The organism is Chitinispirillales bacterium (genome assembly GCA_031254455.1).
Lineage (GTDB): Bacteria > Fibrobacterota > Chitinivibrionia > Chitinivibrionales > Chitinivibrionaceae > WRFX01.
This window is the reverse complement of the sequence record JAIRUI010000046.1, coordinates 14,986-36,280: the sequence shown is the minus strand read 5'-3', so window position 1 is coordinate 36,280 and position 21,295 is coordinate 14,986. Positions and strand designations below refer to the sequence as shown.

Genomic DNA, 21,295 nt, shown 5'->3' with positions numbered 1-21,295 from the left:
TATTTAAGATTTAACTATTCTTTCCGCCAAAAAACACATGTCTGAAATTTCTCGTCATACGAAATATTTCAGGTGGAAGAAGACGAAAGATAAATGCCAAAATCGCAGACAAAAGTATCGCGGGAAACCACCAAAACGGCAGAATGGGCGCAGCTTTGAGTTTGTGCTGCAAATCTCTTATTGAGCATCTTATATTAGCGTGCTTTTTTTCAAAATTGCCGCCTAATCTATAAAAAAATAGCGGTTGTGCGATGTTTTCGGCTAATTTTCCCGCTTTCAAAAGACGAATCGTCAAATCGTAATCTTCACCGTCACCCGGTCTAAATTTTTCATCGTATAAAAATTCCTTTATGATGTGGGTTTTAATAAATAACGCCGAATTCGCCATGGGATTTGCAAACGGAAGTGTTTTTTTTATGTTTTCGTAATTTTTCGGCAAAATTCTCTGCGTCGTTTTTTCCGTCTTATAATTATTACGAAATTCCAAATATCCGCAGCCCAAAAAATCCAAATTTTTTTCGATGATTTTATTTAGTTGTTTTTCGATTTTGTCTTCAAAAAATATATCGTCGCTGTCGGCAATAGAAACATATTTCCCGGACGCGATTTCTATGCCTCTGTTTCTGGAAAACGATGGGCCGGTATTGATTTTACTTAATAAAATCTTGACCCGCGCGTCTTTTTCGACGTATTTGCGCAGCATTTCATTTTTTTCCGCGCTAATTTCGCCTCCAACCGACACAATGAGTTCAAAATTTTTGTGTGTCTGCGATAAAATACTGCCTATTGTTATTTTCGCAACATCGGTATTATCTCCGTTATGAAACGCCATAACCACCGACACTAAAATGTTTTCGTTCTTCTCTGTCAAGAACATTCCCTTTCAAACATAATTTTCCCGTCAACAATCGTCATTACCGGCATTCCGGTAAATTCCTTTCCTAAAAATGCGGAGTTGGCGCATTTTGAAAAGAAATTCTTTGTATCGACTTTCCATCTTGTATTTGGAGAAATAACGGTCAAATCGGCTCTTTCTCCGACCGCGATTTTCGGCGTCGGAAGTCCTAGAATTTTGTATGGGTTTACGCACATCATTTTTGCAAAATCCATAAGCGAAATAATTTTTTTATGAATAATTTCCGTAAAAACCGCACCCACAAGCGTTTCAAGCCCTGCGACTCCGAACGAAGCGTTGTCAAATTCTATATTCTTTTCTTCCGAAGTGTGCGGAGCGTGGTCGCTTACTATGGCGTCAATCGTTCCGTCTTTTATCGCTTTTAACAATTGTGCGCGGTCTTCTTCCGTGCGAATCGGAGGACTTACTTTCAAGTTTGTATCGTAAGAAAGCAAGTCTTTGTCCGTATAATACAAATAGTGCGGCGCGGTCGCCGCGGTGACTTTTACGCCTTTTTCTTTATATTCCCGAATTTTTTCTATTGCGCCTTTGGATGAAACCCGCGTTATGTGTATTTTGCAGCCGGTATATTGCGCGGTAATCAAATGTCGAGAGACATCTATGTCTTCAGCTATTTTGGAACTGCCGCGAAGCCCCAAAATCGTCGAATATTCGCCTTCGTTCATCACCCCTTTGCTCAAATTAACGTCCTGACAATTACAAAAAACAGGCTTGTCGAACATTTTTGCGTAATTCATTACGTTTTTCAGGATATCGCTTCTAACGATTGAATGCGTTCCATCGGAAACTCCACGCGCACCCGCGTTAAACATTTCGTAAAACGGAGAAATTTCCTCTCCTTTTAACTCCTTTGTCGCCGCGCCGATCGGATAAACCCTGCAAGGCGCATTTTCGCTACGCTGAATTATATATCTGACCTTTTGTTCGGCGTCGGTAATCGGGTCGGTATTCGGCATACAAGCGATTGCGGTAAATCCGCCGGCAACCGCCGCAGAAGTTCCTGATTCTATAGTTTCTTTGTCTTCTCGCCCCGGCTCGCGAAGATTTGTATGTAAGTCGATCATTCCCGGTAACAGAAGGCATCCGTCCAAATTTATTTTTCTTGCCTCAGAAAATTTAGACGGAATTTCACCCAAAGCGACAATCTTTCCTTTACAAACCGCAACGTCGCAAATTTTTTCAATATTTTCCTGCGGATTTATCACCCGCACGTTTTTTAAAACGAAATCAGCGTCAGGAGCCTCGTTTTTTAAATAAACTTTCGCATTTCCTATTTTTTGCATATTTCCTCCGCAAACGATATTTTTCTATTTTCAATGATTTTCTTTTCACTCGAATTCTGTCCTTTTACCTTAACTTTTGCAACGCAGAAAACCGAAATGTTTTTTTTAACTTCATCAATTTCAAAGCCGTCAAAATCTTTCGCAAACACTCTTATGCAATATTCTTGTCCGGCGCTTACCTTTGAAATTTCGCCGCCGCTTTTTGCATCAATTATTTTTTTGAGTTTAAATTTTATTTCCGTTAAATTCGGGAGTATAAATTCTATTTCGTCACCGACCTCCAACGTATTTCGCACCTCAAAAATAAAATAATCTCCTTCCCATTTTCTAACAATCCCCGCAAAACGAAATTCACCAAGCGATTTTGTCGTTTCGTAATCGTGCGCCGAATCAGTAAGTACGCCGCTGTGAAAACCCAACGTCAAGCCGCGATTGCCGGCGGAATTTAATATCGGCATATAATTTTCGTAATTCCAAACGTTTGGATTTTCAAACCAATCGTCGATAGCGTTTCGGTACGCTTTGGCGGCGATTGCCGTGTAAAATTCGTTTTTATGCCGCCCTTCTATTTTGAAAGAATCTATTCCTGTTTGCAAATATTTATCCAAAACCGGCATTAAACACAGGTCTTTACTGCTTAAAATATGGCTGCCTTCTCCGATTTCGTCTATTTCAAAAAATTCGCCGCCGCGATTTTCTTCCTCAAGCGCAAAATCAAATTCTTCGCGAAATTTTGCATTGAGCTTGTACTTCCACCTGCAGGATTGACTGCATTCGCCGCGGTTTGCGTCCCTTGCGCTCAAAAAATTACTGAGCAAACATCTTCCGGACATACTCATACACATTGCACCGTGTATAAACGTTTCAATTTTTATATTAGGGCATTTTTTACGGATAGATTTTATTTCTTCAAACGAACATTCCCGTGCAAGAACAACCTTGTTAGCGCCTTGCCGCCGCCAAAAATCGACGGCTGCCCAATTTGTTAAATTAGCTTGAGTCGAAATACAAATCGGCATTTGCGGCAATTCCTTTTTTAAGAGCGAAAAAACGCCGCTGTCGGACACTATTACTCCGTCCGGTTTGATGTCGCCAAGTAACGCGGTTATTTTCGGCATATTCTCTAAATCTTCGTTGTGAGCGTATAAGTTAAGAGCGATATATACCTTTTTCCCGATAGAATGCGCCGTTTTTATTCCTTCGGTAGCATCGTTTGGCGAAAATCCGCTTTTACTTCGCAGTGAAAACGAGGACATTCCACAGTAAACGGCGTCCGCTCCGTAGAGGAACGCCGTTTTCAAATTTTGCAAAGTCCCTGCGGGAAGCAATAATTCTGGTTTTTCAGCGCTCAATTTCCGCCTCTTAATTCATATAGCGATTTTCCGAAAGAATCAATAGCCACGATTACGGGAAAGTTTTCTACACGCAATTTTCTTACCGCTTCTGCGCCTAATTCGGGATACGCTACGATTTGCGCTTCTTTTATAGTCTTAGAAATTAATGCCGCCGCGCCGCCGACTGCGGCAAAATAAACTGCACCGCATTCCATCATCGCCTCAACAACTTCTTTACTTCGATTTCCCTTTCCAATCATTCCAGTAAGCCCTGCCTTTCTAATCAAAATCGGCGAATATACATCCATTCGTCCGCTTGTCGTTGGGCCTGCCGAGCCTATAATTTCATTGGGTTTTGCAGGAGTCGGTCCTGTAAAATAAATAATTCGATTTTTTATCTCTATCGGGAGTTTTTCACCAATCTTTACAAGTTCGACAAAACGTTTGTGAGCCGCATCTCGCGCAGTCCAAATTTCTCCCGAAATTAAAACCTCGTCGCCGGCGCACAATTTTTTGACTTCGCTTGCATCCAAAATCGCGTTTATTTTTTTTATTTCCATATTGATTGCCAAAACCCTTTATACCGAAATTTATATAGTAAAATACCATATTTCCAGACAAACAAAAGGGTGAGAATCAAATCTCACCCTTTTACAAAAATAAATTCATTAAACAAATAATCTCAATAAACTTTCAAGTCCTTATCGTCTATTTCTATCGCATCGCCGACTTGACGGATTATTTCGACATCGTATTCTTTCGCATTTCTACTACGCTGTCGTCAAACGAAAATCCCGTTACTCCTAAATTAACCTTCTTTGCCGAATTTAATTATATAATATATCGCTGTAAAACAGGGGTAGAACGTATTTTCTACGTCCTACCCTTTTCACAAAAACTTGTAAGTATATAATTTCCAAACTAAAATATCAAATCTTTTATCAATTGATTCGCTAAATTATCCGCAAATTCCTTTGAATTATAATATCCGTCGTTTATCTTCTCGCGTACTTCATTAACTTTTTCTTCACGGATGTCGATAGATGACTCGGAATATGCAACGAGGGTTTTTGCTACAAAAAATGTATCTGTTACTTTTTTTGATTCGGAAGAAATAAATGCATTATCATGTTTTTTATCCGTAATTTTTTCGGATTTAACGTTTTCTTTGTGTGAAACTCCGTCATATTTTTGAAAATCCGCTGTTCCTGTAACATTGTTTTGTATTGTTTCAAGTAACATCGTGATTACCATCCTTTCATCTTTTCATAATAATGATATTAAAAGTATCGGTAAAATTTTTTATATCTTTAATATATTTAATAATGTCACTAATAAATTCGCTCAAAATATGCTGCAAAAGTTTTTTAGTAAAGCCCGTCAAACATTGATTTTTCAAGCGGTAACGCTAATTTTTGAGCATGGAGAATTTTTTTATTTCTGCGTTTGAAATTCGCACTTTCATAATCAAAAATTTCATCGAACTGTCTTTCCAAAATTTGTACAATTTGCGGTACTATAGGCTTTATCGCAACGCCTAAAACCGCAATCATGTTTGTGCAGGTCGTCATCACTTTTTTTGCCTCTTCCATATCGTTTTTTACTAATTCCCAAGGCTTTTTGTCTTGAAAATATTTATTTGCCAAACTCCCTAAAATCCGTATTTCGTCGAGCGCCGAACGGAAATTTAATTTGAGTAAAAATTCAATAATCTTTTCCATAATTTTCAAACTCTGTAGTTCAATTTCTTCATCGCAATCACAGTCGGGAATCGTCGATTCAAAAAATTTATCAAGGAACGTACTCGTGCGGTTACAAAAATTGCCGATATTATTGACGAGCGTAGAATTTATAGCATTTACGAGTTCGTCAATTGAAAAATCCAGATCGTTCACGTTTAAAGTAAGTTTACCGGCAAAATAAAATCGCAGATATTGAGCCGCACAGTCGTGTTTAACTCTTTGCAAAAAATCCTTTGCCAAAATAAAAGTTCCGCGCGTTTTGGACATTTTTTCGCCTTCAATCGTTAGAAATCCATGGATAAACAAATTGTCAGGCATTTTTAATTTTGCACTTTTCAGCATCACGGGCCAAAGCAAAGCGTGAAAGTAAACAATATCTTTCCCTATGATATGTACAATTTCCACGTTACTTTCTTCGTTCCAGTATTTATTTATATCTATACCTTTTTCGTCACAATATTTCTGTGTCGAACTGATATATCCTATCGGCGCGTCAAGCCAAACATAAAAATATTTGTTCTGCGTATTGGGAATTTTGAAACCGAAATACGGTTCGTCCCTGCTTATGCATCTTTCCTGCAAATCGCCCGCCCAGTTATTTACGAATACTTTCATATCGTCTTGAATAACGCCGTCTTTTGCGAGATATTTTTCAAGAAAATCTTTTTCTTTCTTCATGTTGACAAAAAAATGCTCGCTGTCTTTGAGAATAGGCGTTTTTTCACATAAAGAACATTTTGGATTTTTTAAATCCTCCGAATTGTAACTTGCTCCGCAAGCTTCGCAGTTGTCGCCGTATTGATTTTGCGCATCGCATTTTGGACACGTTCCTTTAACGAATCTGTCCGGTAAAAACCTTTTGTCGTTTTCGCAATAAAACTGCTGTATAGTTTTCTTTTCTATAAGTCCGTTTTTTTGCAGTTTGTTGTAAATTTTTTCGACCCATAGACGGTTTTCTTCAGAATTCGTAGTGTAAAATTTGTCAAACTCAATTGAGTACGTCGCATAATCTCGCGTATGCTCGTCCCACGCTTTTGAAATTAATTCTTCGGGCGTAGTATTTTGTTTCATAGCGTTTATTTGAATGGGCGTTCCGTGCGTATCGTCCGCGCAAATATAAATTGTGTCTCGTCCCGCCATTTTATTTGCCCGCACAAAAACGTCTGCTTGTACCGCTTCTATTAAATGTCCAAGATGAATACTTCCGTTCGCATACGGAAGTCCCATAGTTACTAACAGAGGTTTACTATTTTTTGGGTATAAATTCATTTTCTTTCCTTTCGTTTGTTTTTTCATCGCTTTTGGACTGTGCGCCGAATTGAGATTGTTTCGGTTCGTCGCATTTTCCGGCTTTTATTTGTTCAACGCTAAACCATTCATATCTTACCGACGGTTTTTCGTTCGCGATTTTTTCCAGAAATTTTACCTGAACTCTCTCTTTAAAAATATCTACAAAAACAACTTCTCCTTTTTTACCGTTTTGTGCGGTAAACGAAGTTCCGGCGCGCGGGATTTTGGTGTAAGCGTCCAAATAACATTCTTCTTCAAACGCTAAACAACAAATGTATCGTCCGCAGTTTCCGGAAATTTTTACCGGATTTATTGATAATTGCTGATCCTTTGCCTGCTGCGCGGTTATTTCCTTAAATCCGTTCATACAAGAAGAACAGCACTGAACTCTTCCGCAGGGGCCTATTCCCGAAATAAGCCGCGCTTCGTCTCTTGCGCCAATTTGCCGCAAATCGATTCGTGTATGATAAATTCCCGCAAGCGATTTTACCAATTCTCTGAAATCCACTCGTTGCGGCGAAGTGAAATAAAACGTTAACTTGCTGCCGTCGAATTGCATTTCTACTTCTACAAGTTTCATTTCAAGTTTATGTTCTATGATTCTCTCTTTGCAAAGTCGAAACGCATTTTTTTCTTTTTCGCTGTTTCGTGAAATTCTTTCAATATCTTCCTGTGTGGCGACTCTTTGAATTTTTGGAAGCGTTTCCGCTTCTTTTTCGCTAATAGTTTTGGATATGGATATTTTTCCGTAGTCAAATCCTTTTTCTACACTTACAATGACAATGCTGCCGCGCCTCATTTCTTGCTTTGACACGTAAGTTTCTCGTTTGTTTCCCCTGAAAGACACTTCGTAAGAGTATGATTTAGATTTTTCGTTCATCAAATATCTCCATCAGTTTTATTGTTAAATCAGCCAATACCATTAAAAGCGGACTGCTTTTTTTTATCGATAACATTGAATCGTCAACCGCCTGCGAGCATAAGCTGGCTTGCTGCCAATTTTTGAAATTCGGAATGTGGATTTCAGGTTTTATCTGTGAATAATTTGCAGCGCACAAAAAACCTATTCGAATCTGGGAAATAAAATAAACAAGAATTTGCTGCGCTAAATCAAAATTTCTTTCTAAATTTTCTCGAATAAATTTTTCCAAGTTTATCATTCGCGAAAAGTCGGTTTTTTCACAAAAAACAATTTTTGCAAACGTATCGGTTAATTTTTGTATCTCTTTGCCGTTTTCTGATAATTTTATCAACGCTGCGCCCGGAAGATTTTGCGAAATTTCGGCTATATACGAAATCTCTTCATCTGATTTTTCCGAGGCTTTGATTTTAAGCCAAGTTTTTATTTCGTCTGATTTTGGTGCAGAAAATCTATAAACAATGCAGCGTGAGCGAATGGTGGGAATAACCGAATATCTTGCCAAAAGTATGATTAACGCTCCGACAGGCGGTTCTTCAATAGTTTTTAGCATAGTATTAAGCGAAATATCGCTTAAAGTGTCTATCCCTTCAATGATAGTTACCGTTTTTTCTCCTCTTCTGCCGAAAATCATGTCGTTTGCGTCGCGTATTCTGTTCACGTAAATCGGTGCGGAGTAGTCCGTTATAAGCGAATAAGGTTCTTCAATTCTTTCACGAGTTTTTTGATAAATATATTCCCATCCGTCTTGCGTAAAATCATCGATTTTACGTTGCTTTTCATCCAATTTTAACGGGAAAATGTACTGAAAATTACGGTGGCTGTATTTTTTTATTGATTTGCAGTTTTCGCATTCGCCGCAGGGTTTATTTTCGGATTTGCAAAGGTACATTTGCGCAAACTCCAATGCCAGTGAAAATTTTCCTACACCGCCTTCACCTAAAAAAAGATAAGCGTGCCCCTGCCGCTCGTTTTGTAAGGCGCGTATAATTTGGCTTTTTATTCGTTGTTGCCCGATTGTATTCTTAAATTCCGCCGTCATCATTTTCTCTTTATTTATTCAAAGCCCTGTTTTTTCATCAAATCCGAGCATTATATTTAAATTTTGTATCGCCGCACCGCTTGCACCTTTTCCAAGATTGTCAAAACGGGCAAAGATTATAGTTTGTTCGTCGTTTCCGAAAATCAAAATCTCCAAATTATTCGTATTATTGCAGTTTGTTGCTGTCAGGTAGGCATTTTCAATTTCTCCCGCACTTGCTAAAACCGAATTATCGTTAAAAGGCAAAATTTTAATGAATTTTTCATTGTCATAGTATTTTTCAAAAATATCGTGGATGTCTTTTGCGGTAATTTTTTTTTTGAGAAGACGGTTTTCAAGCCCGACAGAGACGAGCATTCCGCGCTTAAAGGCTCCCAAAATCGGATAAAAAATCGGAGAATTTTTTATCATTGTAAACGCGATAATTTCGGGAATATGTTTGTGTTTCAACTGTAAAGAATACGGACGAGTTACCCATGATTCGTCATTTTTGTCACGTTCTTCGTATATTTGAATCATTTTTTTCCCGGCGCCGCTATATCCGGTAATTGATGTGATGAAAAACGGGTAGTCGCCGTTTACTACGTTTTCCGTAATTAGCGGACGAATTATAGAAATAGCGCCTGTCGCATGACAACCGGGATTTGCGACTCTGAGCGCATTGCCGATTTTGCCGCGCTGACGACAGTCGGAATTTTTTAATTCTGGGAATCCGTAAATCCAGCCTTTAGACGTCCTGTGCGCCGTACTGGTATCTATAACTTTTACATTTTGCGGAATTTCTTTCGCCGTTTCTCTTGCCGCGTCATCGGGAAGACACAAAACAGCCAGATCTACGTTTTTGAGCAAGTCCTTTTTTTTATTGATGTTTTTGCGGTGTTGTTCTTCTATTTCTACAATTTCCACCTCACCGTGTTTTATCAGTATCTCACGAATAACAAGCCCCGTAGTTCCCGCATGCCCGTCAATAAAAACTTTTTTCATTTTTCCCCCGAAAGCCGTATATTCTTCTATAGAAAATATTTTTTGCCAAAACCCATTTAGTTACTTTTCGGCAATCTTTTTGAAAATCCTTGAAAGTGTCTGATATTTGTCTAAAGTTTTACAAATATCAAATGCTTGAATTGCGGCGGGTTTTATGAATTGGCGGTAATGAGGTTTGTTTTGATTTTGCGATAAATTACCATACGCTCCAATTGCTTGCATAAGTCGTTGCAACGCACATAAAAACAAAGAATTGTCTTTTTGGATTTGTAATTTTCCCACAAAAAAAGAACGTAATTCTTGGGTAATCATAGGGTACAGATACGGATCAAAAAGCAAAGATGCAACGTCGTAAAAGCGAGGACCTAATCTTGCTCCCTGAATATCGACAAATGAAACGTTATTTTCATCGAAAACAATATTTTCCGACTGAAAATCGCGATGCATTAGACATTTCGGCTGCTTATCGATTTGCGCCGCTATTTCGTTTCTTTCTTTCTCAAAATTATCGCTGAAAAATAAATCTTTTGTGTTTGGGAAAATAGGGGATATGTGTTTGCGAAAATAATCCGATTCCCACAACAGATCCGGCATCGCAAAAATTCGTTTTGAGATTATATTTGTTTGAGGAATTTTTACGCTTTGCCAAAATGCGAGTTTTTGCGCCGTTTTGTCTAATAAATTCTTTTTTTCTTCAATGTTGTTTTTATGTATTTCAAATAAATTTTTAAGTGTAAAATTTCCGCAGTCGCGAACAAAAGCCCAATTTTCTTCCCTTTTAAATTCAATAATCGACGGAATGGAATTTTGTAATTCAAGTATCTCGTTTAAGGCTATAAAATAATCCCAATCACTGTCTTTTCCATCCCAAATAATTAATACTGCTTTTTTATTTCTTGGCGTTTCAAATCTATAAAAAGTTCTTGCACTGCCCGCGCCGCTCATTTGGGTAAACAAAAATTCACCCTCTAAATATTTTCTGGCTGTTTCTTTGATTGATTGACAAAACGGCATAGATTAAATCTCACCCCAAGGCGTTACTATTGTGTTTTTGTATTTTTTATTTTCAATTTTACTTCCGCCCCAGAAAATCGAATATGAAGCGTCTATTTTTTCGGCTAAAACGTTTTCAATCCACAAATATCGGGAATCTTTAGAAATTTCATAATTTTTACTTGATGGATACGCTATCTTTTTTTCAAAATCAACCTTCATTCCAAGCGGGAAAGAAAACGGAATTTTTTTGTCTAAAATCGCCCAATAGCAGTTTTTTAGATCGTTTACAGTTCCTGTGTCAAACCACAAAATATCGTTAAAATCCCAAACTTGAACCGAAAATCCGCATTCAACCGCTCTTTTCCATATTGTTTTTACGTCAAAATCGTCTTTGCGGAAAATTTCGGCGACCGCGCTTCTGTAAAACGCAATTCCCGTGAAAGCCGAAGATCTTTGCATTTCACCGAAAAGATTATCGACTCTGCCGACGTATTCGTTATTTTTTCCTATACCCATTACTTTTTCACCGCAAACGTTTGAGCAGATAAGCGCAATATCCGTTCCAGACGACTTAAAATCAAGCGACAACTTTTTGATTTTTACATTATGGATTATGTCGGCGTTTGTTACGCAAAAAACGTTGTCTTCAAAAAACCAGTCTTTTGCGTTCCATAATGCGCCGCCCGTTCCCAAAATTTGCGGTTTTTCGTAAAATCTTTTCACATAATACGGCAAATTATCCAGCGCCATATCCATAAATTCACTCATATAGTGTATATTTACCGCTAAGTCGTAAACGGCGTTTTTGCGAAGACGCCGAAGCGCGATTTCAAAGAGTGGAATTCCGCAAACCGGCGCAAGCGCTTTGGGGATAATATCCGTAATCGGTTTAAGCCTGCTTCCAAACCCTGCGGAAAGAACAAGTCCGCGCATAAATTGTTTCCTTTTTATTTAAAATTTTCGACTAAAATATTTTTTGCGTAATTGAAATATTCACATTTTACTTTTACCAATAATTGCAAGTTTAGAAATTAAATAAAAAATTGGAAATTAAGATTATACCTTATAAACATTGATGAAAGGCTAAAAACTGAATTTTCTCATTATTTTCTCGTTTCGTTAACGTACAAATTGATATTTTTCTTGTACCATAAACAACGGTTTGTCGGGAAATTTCCGTATTCCGTTCTACTTTCTTTTTACGATGTAAGAGCAAATAGTCTAGGCTGTTCTGCCTATCCTTACATCTAAAGAGGAATATAATCGTTGTTTATGGTAGAATTATGATTTTGGGCGGAACAGCCTTTTCTGATTTTACCGCTGTCTTCCTTCCAAGTAATCATAAGTTATTAACTTTTGGCGATAAGCATAGTGCTTTTGCAATACTTTATAATTTTGGAGATCTCTTATGAGAAAATTTACAATTGGAAAAGTTGCCAGGTGGTTGGGATTGGCAAGCATGTTAGCGGTGATGTGTGTTACGGGAGTAACGTTTGGACAAACTAGTAATGCAACGATTGATATGGCGATGGATATGTCGATTAAAGTTCGTTCTACGGAAGACATCGTAGCGTTAGGAGGAGTGATGTCCGGTGAATATATTGCAAAACTTTACGGTGATAAGGTTAACCGTCAAGAATTTGACAAATACTACAAATTTTACAGTCTTAGCGTTCTTATATATCCAGTAGGAAGTAATTATGGGGATGTATTCTTTGACGAATATACGACAATATTTAAGTTAAAAAATTTTGACACGCAAATAGCCGAATTAGACAAACTAAAATTAAAACTTGAAGTTATGTATCGTGCAAACCCCAGTGCGCAAGGCGCTTTAATGAGGGAAAAACTTAACGATTATAAAAAGAATATGGCAAAGATTGAAACGGAATGGGGTAATTACAAGAATTATCCGGTAAAAATGAAACAGGAAGCAGAACTGCAACAACAAAAGATAGATAAAGTAAACCGCATGTTAGCAGAAAGAGAACGCATTCAAGCGGAATACTCCGCGGGAATTCAACGCGTTCAAGAGGAATGTAATGAAGGGTATGAACAGCTTGCCGAGAAAGAAAAGGAATACCAAAAATACAGGCAGGAAAAGGATATGGAAATACGGCAACGGGATATGGAAATACAGATGTAACCCAGAATCAAACGAAACCCACAAAAGACTTTTCAAGAAATGTTAGAATTTCAAGAAGAAATTCAAAGGAAAGATTTGGAAATGCAAACGGAACGGCAACGTGTTCAAGCGGAATGCCAAGAGAGAATGCGGCTTGTTGGAGAGAAATACGAAACGGAAATGTCGGTTACTGACGTAGATTAAAGAAAGGAAAACATCTTTATGCTTAGCAAAATGAGAGAGAAAGAACTTAAATTGTTTATTATTGAGTTCAGCAGAGGCTCGCAAATTGACAGATCTTTTGGTAAAAATATATCAAAAGAAACGAAAAAGAAGTTCAGGGAAGCGCTTTTTAACGGAATTATGCTTCTTATGGGAAAAGCCGATGATGGAAGTTTGAAAAACGCAGACATTTTTAACACTATAAAAAAGATAAAAAATTTGGATAAAGATATATCTTTCGGACAGGCGCAGAAAGTCGTAAATGTTGTAATGAAACAATATTGTTTTATCACAGACAAAGAAAACCGCATTCTCAAAGAACTGGACTGTCCGCTTGACAGCACGACTATGAAAGGATGCAAAATTACAAACAATAATATGAAAAACGTTTCCGAAAACGATTATATTGAATATCAGAAGCGTTTCGAGAAAGAACACGACGGTATCAGGATTTTAAGAGACAATCGTTATGACGATTTGAGGATTGACAAGTTTACAAAAATAGAAGATTAGAGATTGAAGGTAAATCTTCGAGTTTACCTGTTTTTGGTGGCTTAAAGCATGTTTATACATGATTTAAGCCAAATTCGGCTTGTAGAGATGGATTATTTAGTGTACGGTGAAGATCGTGTATAATTTTCCTAAATTCTTAAAAAAATACGGCTGCCGCAAAAGGAAAAATGCGGCAGCCGTATTTTTTGTTAAATCGGGGAGGATTTAACTATATTATTATGAGTTGCGCTTGGAGTGCGCCCGCTTCTTTAATCGCTTGGAAAATTGAAATTATATCTCTGCTTGCCACCCCCAAAGAATTAAGCGCCTGAGCAAGGTCGGAAGCGGTTGTGGTTTCATCCAAAACCACCATATCCATATCTTTTTGTTCCACTACGACTTCAGGATTTGGAATTGTCGCCGTTCTTCCAAAGGTAAACGGCATCGGCTGAATAATTGCCGGTTTATTTGTAATTTCTACTTTTATTCCGCCATGTGTAAGCGTTATTTGTGAAATTCTGACGTTTCCGCCGGCGACAATAGTTCCCGTTCTTTCGTTCATTACAACTTTTGCCGAAGTTGCTACGTCGAACGTTACGTTTTCCACAATAGAAATAAACTCTGCAAGTCCAAGCGGATTTTCTACCGTACTTATCGCTCTACTGCTCAGGTTATAATTAAGCGTCACGGTTGAAGCGTCTATCGCCTGCGCGATTCTCCCTTCTGTACCGAATTGCGTAAAATATCCGTTAATAGCCGTCGCCATCGATACCGCCGAAGTAAAATCCGGTTTGTCAAGCGAAAGCGCCAAATCTACGCCGTTAAATTCGTTAAAAATATATTCTCTTTGAATAATTGCGCCGTCCGGAACTCTTCCCACTAACGTATGATTCATGGTAGTTTTACTTAAGCCGCGATTACGAATATCGAATCCGCCGGTCGATAACGCGCCTTGCGCGGTTGCATACATTTCTCCGTCAGGACCTTGCAACGGAGTTAATATCAAAGTTCCGCCTTCCAAAGAACGGGCGTCTCCTATGGATGAAACCATAATGTCTATTCTTGTTCCGCGTTTTTTGAACGGATCTACCGTTCCCGTTACCATGACGGCGGCGACGTTACGCATGGTAATCTGTTTTTCTGGTAGTTCTATCCCCATATTTTTGAGCATATTTTTCATTGTTTGTGTAGTAAATACCGTGTTCATTCGGTCTCCGGTTCCGGCAAGTCCCACAACTAATCCGTAACCATAAATTTGTAAATCTTCCACGCCGTTGATTTTCGCTACGTCTTTAATTCTGACGTTTGTCGCCGCAAATAAACTCATTGAAAAAGCGGCGATAAAGAGAATCGCTGTAATTTTTTTCATTTTTTCCCCTTTGAATATCTTTTAGAACAGCCAATTAAATAAACGTGCAAGCGGTCCCGGTCTTTGTCCGGAAGACGCGCTGCCTTTGCCGGAATACGTTATTTGCGCATTTGCGATATTGTATGAATAAATTGTATTGTTGCCTTCAATGTCTTCGGGGCGAACAATGCCTGAAATGTTTATGATTTCTTTTTCCTCATTGATTTCAACGACTTTATTGCCGCTGATAATCAAATTTCCGTTGTCAAGCACTTGTTCGATTCTCGCCGAAACTTTTGCGACAAACTTTCCCGTCCTCGCGGTAGCGCCGCTTCCGTCGTAATCGGCGCTTAAACTCCCGCCTTCCGAAATTCCGTTAGGGAAAACATTAAGCCCCTTAATTCCAATCGGCTGCGCACTGGCTCCAAGCGAATTCTTTTTCTTCGTATTTGTACTGCTTTTTGCGTTCGCTTCGGCATTCTCGACAATCAAAACAGTGAGAATATCACCTTCTTGTACCGCCCTGCGGTCAGTGTAAAGAGAATAAACTCTTGCAGCGTTTACAGAGTTCGCTAAAACGGCGATAATTAAAAAAACAAATAAATTTTTCATATTGCTCCTCCCCGAACAATTTGGTCGTTTATGTAAAACAATTGCAAATTTTGTGCCAATGTGTTAGAATAAATAGTTCGCAGAAAAAATGTTAAGGTATCAAGAATTTTTTGCCGCAAAATTTAGGAATAAATTTCTGAATTTATTATTGTAGATTAATTGTAAAATTTTGATGAAATCACTCTTTATCGAATAATTTCAACTTCACCCGGCTGAATAATTTTACCTCTAACAATTTTATTGCTTTCCATATTTTCTACGGCGATTATGTCGCCTATGCGTCCTGAACTTCTGGCGCGTCCCCAAACATACACTTTAACCATTGAACCGCCCGACACCATTTTTACAGGGCTTCCTGATTCGACAATATGTCTAGGCGCTATATGTTTGTCCGTAATTATAGTTCCGGAACGAATCGCTCCGATAATTTGGTACTCGTCAATTTTAGGCATCTCATAAAGCGGCGTTCCGTTTAATGTAGAAATATCGACTGTTTTGTATTCCAAATTTTGCGGCGCAAATTTTTCGTATCGAGCCATATCTTTACTTGCCACACAAACTTTTGCGACTATTTTAATTAATGCGTTTAGCGTTATGCGTGTTTTTTTTTCTCCGTTTTTTTGAACAACCACAAGAGGAATAACCGTTCTGCCTCTTAGTTGTTTAACATCAATTTTTCCCAAAACGACCTCGTAATCTCCAAGCGCAACATTTAATTCCGCACCCTTTGCAAATTCAAACAAAACTTCGCTTTTAACGGTTTCTGTGTTGACGAGAAAATTTTCTAAAAGTTTTTTTGCGGCTTGCGCTAAATCTTCGTACGGTATTTTTTGAGAAAGCGAATGAATTTTAATTCTGTCCGCACCGATAATTGTTGTCGTATTTTTTATTTCCGCCGGAATAATAATGTTGCTTTTAAGTAAAAATCGCGAAAATCCCGGAGGCGCTGACGTTGTTATACTTAACGTGTCAAGCAACACCTTGTGTTCGCCGATAATTTGCGAAACCTGCCCAAGACGAATAAATTCGGTCTCCACCGCAGAAGAATCCAAAAGAATCACCTGCGTTTTTGCCAATAATATTGCCGTAGAAAACAAAATTACCGCCGCCGATTTCATCGTAATTTACCTTTTAAGGTTGTTTGCCGTTTGAAGCATTTCTTCCGAAACCGTTATTGATTTTGATACGATGTCGTACGCTCTTTGCGTAGCGATCATACCTATCATTTCGTCAACGATTTCTACATTAGACGCCTCTATCATTTTTTGATATAAAGTTCCGAATCCGTCATCACCCGGATGTGAAATGAGCGGAGCGCCGGACGATACGGTTTCTGCATATAAATTGCTTCCCAATGAATGTAAGCCCGCCGGATTTATGAATGAGGCTAATTCTATTTGTCCCAAATCCACATTTTCAGGTTTTCCGGAATTTGATTCCGTTCCTTGTTTTACGGCGGAAACATAGCCGTCGTTTGTTACAATAATAGTATCGAATCCTTCCGGAACTACGATTTCAGGATATAGACGATAACCGTCGCTTGTTGTCAAAGTTCCGTCTCCGGCGCGTTGAAACTGCCCGTCTCTTGAGTATGCAATAGCGCCGTTTGGCAGTTCTATTTGAAAAAAGCCTACGCCATTAATCGCAACATCGTAATCTCTGCCGGTTTCTTTAACTGCGCCTTGTGCAAAACTTCTCGTTGTCGCCCCGACGCGAACGCCCATTCCAATTTCAATTCCTGCGGGAGCGATTCCTCCTTCAGGGTTATACACTCCTGGTTCGCGTAAAGTTTGATACATTAAATCCTTAAATTGAAGCGACTGGCGTTTATATGCGTTCGTATTGACATTGGATAAATTGTTTGATATGTTATCCATCATCAATTGCTGCGCTTTCATTCCCGTAGCGCCGGTGTACATAGATCTGATCATTTTGCCTCCTTGTTTTTTACAAAAAACTTGCAATATTTGTGCCAAATCATAAATTCGGACGGAAAATATTGTAGTTAATTATAATTGCTGTAATTTTTTGTTAAATTTTATCTTAACATTCGTGAAAATTTTACCAGTAAGCAAAGAAAATATTTTCCATATCGTTTGCGGCAAAATAGTATTTTTATATTGTAAATAAAGAGGTCGCGTATGAAAACGATTTTTGTAGTAGATGACAACGACACCAATCTTATGACGGCAAAAACCGCGTTGGACAAGACGTATAAAACGTTTGCTCTGCCCTCTGCCGCCAAGATGTTCAAACTTTTGGAGAAGATTACTCCCGATTTGATTCTTTTGGATGTGGATATGCCTGAAGTAAGCGGTTTTGAGGCGATGAAACAGCTAAAAGCGGATGCAAAACTTAAAACCGTTCCTGTAATTTTCCTTACAGCCAGAAACGATGCGGAAACCGAGATAAGCGGTTTTGAAATGGGCGCGCTTGATTTTATAAATAAGCCGTTTTCCCCTCCCGTCCTTATAAAGCGAATTGAAACGCATATAGAAATGGATAAAACCATAAAAAAGGCGAAAAGCGACGTGCGTTCCATACATAACGCGACAATCAACGTAATTTCGGATTTAGTTGAAAGTCGAGACAAAGTAACCGGCGGACATATTGAGCGTACGCAGCGGTATATAGAAATTTTGCTTAAAGAACTTATTCACATCGGAGTATATGCCGATGAAATATCCAAATGGGATATTGATTTGTTATTACCCTCAGCGCAGCTTCACGACGTTGGGAAAATAAGCATAAGCGACATTATTCTCAATAAACCCGGCAAATTGACAAATGAAGAGTTTGAAATAATAAAAAGCCACTGCGCCGAAGGAAAGCGGATTATTGATATGATAATAAACAAAACCGAGGACGACGGCTTTTTATTCCACGCGCGGCAGTTTGCTTATACACATCACGAGAAATGGAACGGAACGGGTTATCCCGAAAAACTGAGCGGCGAAAATATTCCGCTTGAAGGACGTATTATGGCTATTGCGGACGTATATGACGCACTGGTGTCAGAGCGCCCGTACAAAAAAGCGTTTGCCCACGAGGAAGCGGTGGAGATAATAAATAAAGACAGCGGAACGCATTTTGACCCTAAAATAGTAGAAGCGTTTTTGAACGTTGCGGACGACTTTTGGGTAGAACTTATGAATTTCAGAAGTCAGTATTCCGGAAACTAAATAACAATGAGTGTAAAAACAAAAAACAGCAATACCTCTTTGCAGCCAAAACATCGTTCTATGGGGAAATATATTATTTTCTCCGTTACGCTTTTTTTGTTTATATGCGCAATAGGAAGCGCGGCGTTTTTGTCTTCGATGCAGTATATTATAAGAGTAAACAAAGGTAACGAACTTACGAAACTTTTGGAACTTGAGCGGACGAAACTTAAAGTTTTGGTCGACAAGGAAATAGCCGACGTTCTCAAAATGGCAAATTCACCGCAAATTCGCCGTTTCTTTGAAAATCCTGCCGACAAATCCTACAAGGACGCGGCTATGAATGAAATAGACACTTATCGTTTTGCTACCGCAGGTTCTATTTTCTGGATAAACGATACCGACAAAATGTTTCACTACGAAGACAGACAAGCCTATTTCGTTAATCCGATTGTTCCCGAAAACGACTGGTATCAAAAGACTTTGAACGAGCAGGAAATGTATAATTTCAGCGTTAATTATAATTCAAATCTGGATATGGCGAAACTTTGGATAAACGCACCTATATTCGACAGAACGCGTAAGATTTCTATGGGCGTTATCGGCTCCGGAGTTGATATTTCGCAATTAATAGACACTGTTTATTCCGCCTACAGTCAGCGTTATGCCAATATGGGTTTTTATCTTTTCAACGCCGAACAGGAAATCATCGGCGCAAAAGACGCTTCTTTGATAGCCCAAAAAAAGAGTATTAAAGACGAACTCGGATATATAGGTCAAAGCGTTGCGGATACAGCAAAAAATCTTTTGCCCGGCGAAGTGCGGACTTTTGCAGCAGAAATCGGGCAGGTGGCGGTAATTTCAATTCCGATGGAAACGTATGAGTGGTATGCGGTTGCGGTTTTGCCAAACAGTTTGGACGATTTCAAAACGCCTATGACTATACTTTTTTTGTCGGTGGTATTGATTATAGCGTTTATACTTACGCTGTCCAACGTATTTGTCGCCAAACTTATTAAACCGCTGCAGGAAATGACTATATCTCTTCAAGCGGCTTCAAAGGCGAAAAGCAACTTTCTGGCGACAATGTCGCACGAAATCCGCACGCCGATGAACGCGATAATAGGCATAGCGCAAATAGAATTGCAGAACGACAATTTGACGGACGAAGTTGCAACGGCTTTCGGAAAGATTTACGATTCCGGCAACAGTCTGCTGGGAATAATAAACGATATTTTGGACATGTCAAAAATCGAAACGGGTAAGTTGGAACTTAATCCGGTAGATTACGACACTCCAAGTTTGATAAACGATACGGTTCAACTTAATATCGTGAGAATCGGTTCAAAACAGATAGAGTTTACGCTTGACGTGGATGAAAACCTGCCTTCAAGATTATTTGGCGACGATTTGCGAATAAAGCAGGTTTTGAATAATCTTTTGTCAAACGCCATAAAATATACGGCAAGCGGAAGCGTTAAATTGTCGGTAAGTCATATCGCATCGGGCGGCGATGTAACGCTGCGCTTTGCGGTTGCGGATACCGGACAGGGGATGAAGCCGGAAGATTTGAAGAGATTGTTTTCGGAATACACACGTTTTAACGCTTCAGCCAATCGAACGACGGAAGGAACCGGAATCGGCTTGAATATTACCCAAAACCTTGTGAATATGATGGACGGAACTATCAAGGTCGATAGCGTTTACGGCAAAGGCAGCACATTTGAGGTTACGTTGAAGCAAAAGGCTGTCGATTGTCCGGTTATAGGCAAAGAACTTGTCGAACAATTGCGTTCTTTCAAATTCTCGGGTAAAAAACAATATGCGAATCTGCAAATTTCCCGAGAACTTATGCCTTACGGGAAAGTGCTTGTCGTTGACGACGTAGATTCCAATTTATACGTAGCCAAAGGATTGATGTCGCCGTATAAACTTTCGGTAGAAACAGCGTTGAGCGGTTTTGAAACGATAGACAAAGTCAAAGCGGGAAGTTCTTACGACGTAATATTTATGGATCACATGATGCCGGAAATGGACGGCATAGAAACGACGCAAAAATTGCGTGAATCAGGGTATAAAGGCGTTATCGTCGCACTGACCGCGAACGCGATAGTCGGCAACGAAGATATGTTTCTTTCAAACGGCTTTGACGATTTTGTTTCAAAGCCGATAGACGTCAGACATTTGAATACGGTTTTGAATAAGTTTGTTCGTGACAGACATCCCGAAGAAGCGAAAAAATATAAATCGGCAAATGCGCAGCCTTCCGCGCCAGCCGCTGACATTTCACAGTCTATGGATCCGAAACTGCTTGAAATAGTGTGCCGTGACGCAGAAAAGGCGATTGCGACTCTTCGCAAGACTATGGAAAGCGGTGATATAAAATTATTTACTACGACCGCGCACGCTATGAAAAGCGCTTTGGCTAACATCGGTGAAAAAGAAATGTCGGCGTCGGCGTTTGCGTTGGAGAACGCAGGAAGAAACGGCGACAGGGAATTTATCGCCGCCAATTCAAATAAGTTCATAGATTCGCTTTTGTCCCTGATTGAAAGATTAAGTCCGACAAGAGACGAAACCGACGACGAAGCGGATACGGATACGACTGAAGATATTGAATATTTAATAGAGCAACTTTCGACGGTAAAAACCGCCTGCGAAAATTACGACGATACAGCCGCTTACGCAACGCTTGATTTACTCAAAGAAAAATTATGGAAAAAGGAAACGTGTGTCGCTTTGGAAGAGATTCGCGACGCGTTATTTTTGCATAGCGATTTTGACGACGCAGTCGAGCGAATTGATAAAATGAAAGTGCAAAGGGGTTAA

General features: G+C 39.1%; 20 protein-coding genes. 5 read left to right on the top strand and 15 right to left on the bottom strand.

The window, feature by feature from the left end; all coding sequences use genetic code 11:
- Window positions 1-10 precede the first annotated feature (10 nt).
- The 11 genes from LBH98_03570 to LBH98_03520 all read right to left on the bottom strand — a co-directional run bounded on the left by LBH98_03570 (window position 11) and on the right by LBH98_03520 (window position 11,439).
- Window positions 11-871 (bottom strand): glycosyltransferase family 2 protein, encoded by an 861-nt coding sequence (locus LBH98_03570; protein ID MDR0303835.1) that lies wholly within the window; start codon window positions 869-871, stop codon window positions 11-13.
- Entirely contained in the window at window positions 868-2,199 is a 1,332-nt protein-coding gene (locus LBH98_03565; protein MDR0303834.1) for a dihydroorotase, read from the bottom strand. Before LBH98_03565 ends, LBH98_03570 begins: the two co-directional genes overlap by 4 nt.
- Entirely contained in the window at window positions 2,187-3,551 is a 1,365-nt protein-coding gene (locus LBH98_03560; GenBank protein ID MDR0303833.1) for a U32 family peptidase, read from the bottom strand. The genes LBH98_03565 and LBH98_03560 overlap by 13 nt, the downstream gene beginning before the upstream one ends.
- The gene (locus LBH98_03555) at window positions 3,548-4,093 is read right to left on the bottom strand and encodes a Fe-S-containing hydro-lyase (protein ID MDR0303832.1); all 546 of its coding nucleotides are present in this window, start codon (window positions 4,091-4,093) and stop codon (window positions 3,548-3,550) included. The genes LBH98_03560 and LBH98_03555 overlap by 4 nt, the downstream gene beginning before the upstream one ends.
- 361 nt (window positions 4,094-4,454) lie before the next feature.
- Window positions 4,455-4,787, bottom strand: coding sequence for a flagellar biosynthesis anti-sigma factor FlgM (locus LBH98_03550; GenBank protein ID MDR0303831.1), 333 nt, complete (start codon window positions 4,785-4,787; stop codon window positions 4,455-4,457).
- Window positions 4,788-4,900: 113 nt separating this feature from the next.
- Window positions 4,901-6,544: a methionine--tRNA ligase gene (gene metG, locus LBH98_03545; GenBank protein MDR0303830.1), complete on the bottom strand. Its 1,644-nt coding sequence runs from the start codon at window positions 6,542-6,544 to the stop codon at window positions 4,901-4,903.
- Window positions 6,522-7,445: a stage 0 sporulation protein gene (locus tag LBH98_03540; GenBank protein MDR0303829.1), complete on the bottom strand. Its 924-nt coding sequence runs from the start codon at window positions 7,443-7,445 to the stop codon at window positions 6,522-6,524. The genes metG and LBH98_03540 overlap by 23 nt, the downstream gene beginning before the upstream one ends.
- The gene (locus tag LBH98_03535) at window positions 7,429-8,526 is read right to left on the bottom strand and encodes a hypothetical protein (GenBank protein MDR0303828.1); all 1,098 of its coding nucleotides are present in this window, start codon (window positions 8,524-8,526) and stop codon (window positions 7,429-7,431) included. Before LBH98_03535 ends, LBH98_03540 begins: the two co-directional genes overlap by 17 nt.
- A gap of 18 nt (window positions 8,527-8,544) precedes the next feature.
- Entirely contained in the window at window positions 8,545-9,510 is a 966-nt protein-coding gene (gene argC, locus LBH98_03530; protein MDR0303827.1) for an N-acetyl-gamma-glutamyl-phosphate reductase, read from the bottom strand.
- A 60-nt stretch (window positions 9,511-9,570) separates the two neighbouring features.
- A complete protein-coding gene (locus LBH98_03525) occupies window positions 9,571-10,524 on the bottom strand; it encodes an aminoglycoside phosphotransferase family protein (GenBank protein MDR0303826.1) in 954 nt (317 codons plus the stop codon).
- A 3-nt stretch (window positions 10,525-10,527) separates the two neighbouring features.
- Window positions 10,528-11,439 (bottom strand): NTP transferase domain-containing protein, encoded by a 912-nt coding sequence (locus LBH98_03520; GenBank protein ID MDR0303825.1) that lies wholly within the window; start codon window positions 11,437-11,439, stop codon window positions 10,528-10,530.
- A 475-nt stretch (window positions 11,440-11,914) separates the two neighbouring features.
- Here LBH98_03520 and LBH98_03515 point away from each other — a divergent pair, with 475 nt between their 5' ends.
- The 3 genes from LBH98_03515 to LBH98_03505 are packed head-to-tail and all read left to right on the top strand — an operon-like array spanning window position 11,915 to window position 13,366.
- The gene (locus tag LBH98_03515) at window positions 11,915-12,652 is read left to right on the top strand and encodes a hypothetical protein (GenBank protein MDR0303824.1); all 738 of its coding nucleotides are present in this window, start codon (window positions 11,915-11,917) and stop codon (window positions 12,650-12,652) included.
- Between the two features lie 39 nt (window positions 12,653-12,691).
- The gene (locus LBH98_03510; protein ID MDR0303823.1) at window positions 12,692-12,835 is read left to right on the top strand and encodes a hypothetical protein; all 144 of its coding nucleotides are present in this window, start codon (window positions 12,692-12,694) and stop codon (window positions 12,833-12,835) included.
- Window positions 12,836-12,853: 18 nt separating this feature from the next.
- Complete coding sequence (locus tag LBH98_03505; GenBank protein ID MDR0303822.1) at window positions 12,854-13,366, top strand: hypothetical protein; 513 nt, start codon at window positions 12,854-12,856, stop codon at window positions 13,364-13,366.
- 208 nt (window positions 13,367-13,574) lie between these two features.
- Here the strand turns inward: LBH98_03505 and LBH98_03500 are convergent, their stop codons facing one another.
- The 4 genes from LBH98_03500 to flgG form a co-directional block, all read right to left on the bottom strand.
- Window positions 13,575-14,714, bottom strand: coding sequence for a flagellar basal body P-ring protein FlgI (locus LBH98_03500; GenBank protein ID MDR0303821.1), 1,140 nt, complete (start codon window positions 14,712-14,714; stop codon window positions 13,575-13,577).
- 21 nt (window positions 14,715-14,735) lie between these two features.
- A complete protein-coding gene (locus tag LBH98_03495; protein ID MDR0303820.1) occupies window positions 14,736-15,305 on the bottom strand; it encodes a flagellar basal body L-ring protein FlgH in 570 nt (189 codons plus the stop codon).
- Between the two features lie 185 nt (window positions 15,306-15,490).
- Entirely contained in the window at window positions 15,491-16,423 is a 933-nt protein-coding gene (flgA, locus tag LBH98_03490; GenBank protein ID MDR0303819.1) for a flagellar basal body P-ring formation chaperone FlgA, read from the bottom strand.
- A 6-nt stretch (window positions 16,424-16,429) separates the two neighbouring features.
- Window positions 16,430-17,236, bottom strand: coding sequence for a flagellar basal-body rod protein FlgG (gene flgG, locus LBH98_03485; GenBank protein ID MDR0303818.1), 807 nt, complete (start codon window positions 17,234-17,236; stop codon window positions 16,430-16,432).
- A gap of 210 nt (window positions 17,237-17,446) precedes the next feature.
- Between flgG and LBH98_03480 the strand changes: the two genes are divergently transcribed.
- Both LBH98_03480 and LBH98_03475 read left to right on the top strand, forming a co-directional pair.
- Window positions 17,447-18,487 (top strand): response regulator, encoded by a 1,041-nt coding sequence (locus tag LBH98_03480; GenBank protein ID MDR0303817.1) that lies wholly within the window; start codon window positions 17,447-17,449, stop codon window positions 18,485-18,487.
- 6 nt (window positions 18,488-18,493) lie between these two features.
- The gene (locus tag LBH98_03475; GenBank protein MDR0303816.1) at window positions 18,494-21,295 is read left to right on the top strand and encodes a response regulator; all 2,802 of its coding nucleotides are present in this window, start codon (window positions 18,494-18,496) and stop codon (window positions 21,293-21,295) included.

Excerpts from the sequence above, each read along its gene's own strand:
- LBH98_03565 (MDR0303834.1), bottom strand. The coding sequence starts at position 2,199 with ATGCAAAAAATAGGAAATGCGAAAGTTTATTTAAAAAACGAGGCTCCT.
- LBH98_03555 (MDR0303832.1), bottom strand. The coding sequence starts at position 4,093 with ATGGAAATAAAAAAAATAAACGCGATTTTGGATGCAAGCGAAGTCAAA.
- LBH98_03550 (MDR0303831.1), bottom strand. The coding sequence starts at position 4,787 with ATGGTAATCACGATGTTACTTGAAACAATACAAAACAATGTTACAGGA.
- metG (MDR0303830.1), bottom strand. The coding sequence starts at position 6,544 with ATGAATTTATACCCAAAAAATAGTAAACCTCTGTTAGTAACTATGGGA.
- LBH98_03540 (MDR0303829.1), bottom strand. The coding sequence starts at position 7,445 with ATGAACGAAAAATCTAAATCATACTCTTACGAAGTGTCTTTCAGGGGA.
- LBH98_03535 (MDR0303828.1), bottom strand. The coding sequence starts at position 8,526 with ATGACGGCGGAATTTAAGAATACAATCGGGCAACAACGAATAAAAAGC.
- argC (MDR0303827.1), bottom strand. The coding sequence starts at position 9,510 with ATGAAAAAAGTTTTTATTGACGGGCATGCGGGAACTACGGGGCTTGTT.
- LBH98_03525 (MDR0303826.1), bottom strand. The coding sequence starts at position 10,524 with ATGCCGTTTTGTCAATCAATCAAAGAAACAGCCAGAAAATATTTAGAG.
- LBH98_03520 (MDR0303825.1), bottom strand. The coding sequence starts at position 11,439 with ATGCGCGGACTTGTTCTTTCCGCAGGGTTTGGAAGCAGGCTTAAACCG.
- LBH98_03515 (MDR0303824.1), top strand. The coding sequence starts at position 11,915 with ATGAGAAAATTTACAATTGGAAAAGTTGCCAGGTGGTTGGGATTGGCA.
- LBH98_03510 (MDR0303823.1), top strand. The coding sequence starts at position 12,692 with ATGTTAGAATTTCAAGAAGAAATTCAAAGGAAAGATTTGGAAATGCAA.
- LBH98_03505 (MDR0303822.1), top strand. The coding sequence starts at position 12,854 with ATGCTTAGCAAAATGAGAGAGAAAGAACTTAAATTGTTTATTATTGAG.
- LBH98_03500 (MDR0303821.1), bottom strand. The coding sequence starts at position 14,714 with ATGAAAAAAATTACAGCGATTCTCTTTATCGCCGCTTTTTCAATGAGT.
- LBH98_03495 (MDR0303820.1), bottom strand. The coding sequence starts at position 15,305 with ATGAAAAATTTATTTGTTTTTTTAATTATCGCCGTTTTAGCGAACTCT.
- flgA (MDR0303819.1), bottom strand. The coding sequence starts at position 16,423 with ATGAAATCGGCGGCGGTAATTTTGTTTTCTACGGCAATATTATTGGCA.
- flgG (MDR0303818.1), bottom strand. The coding sequence starts at position 17,236 with ATGATCAGATCTATGTACACCGGCGCTACGGGAATGAAAGCGCAGCAA.
- LBH98_03480 (MDR0303817.1), top strand. The coding sequence starts at position 17,447 with ATGAAAACGATTTTTGTAGTAGATGACAACGACACCAATCTTATGACG.
- LBH98_03475 (MDR0303816.1), top strand. The coding sequence starts at position 18,494 with ATGAGTGTAAAAACAAAAAACAGCAATACCTCTTTGCAGCCAAAACAT.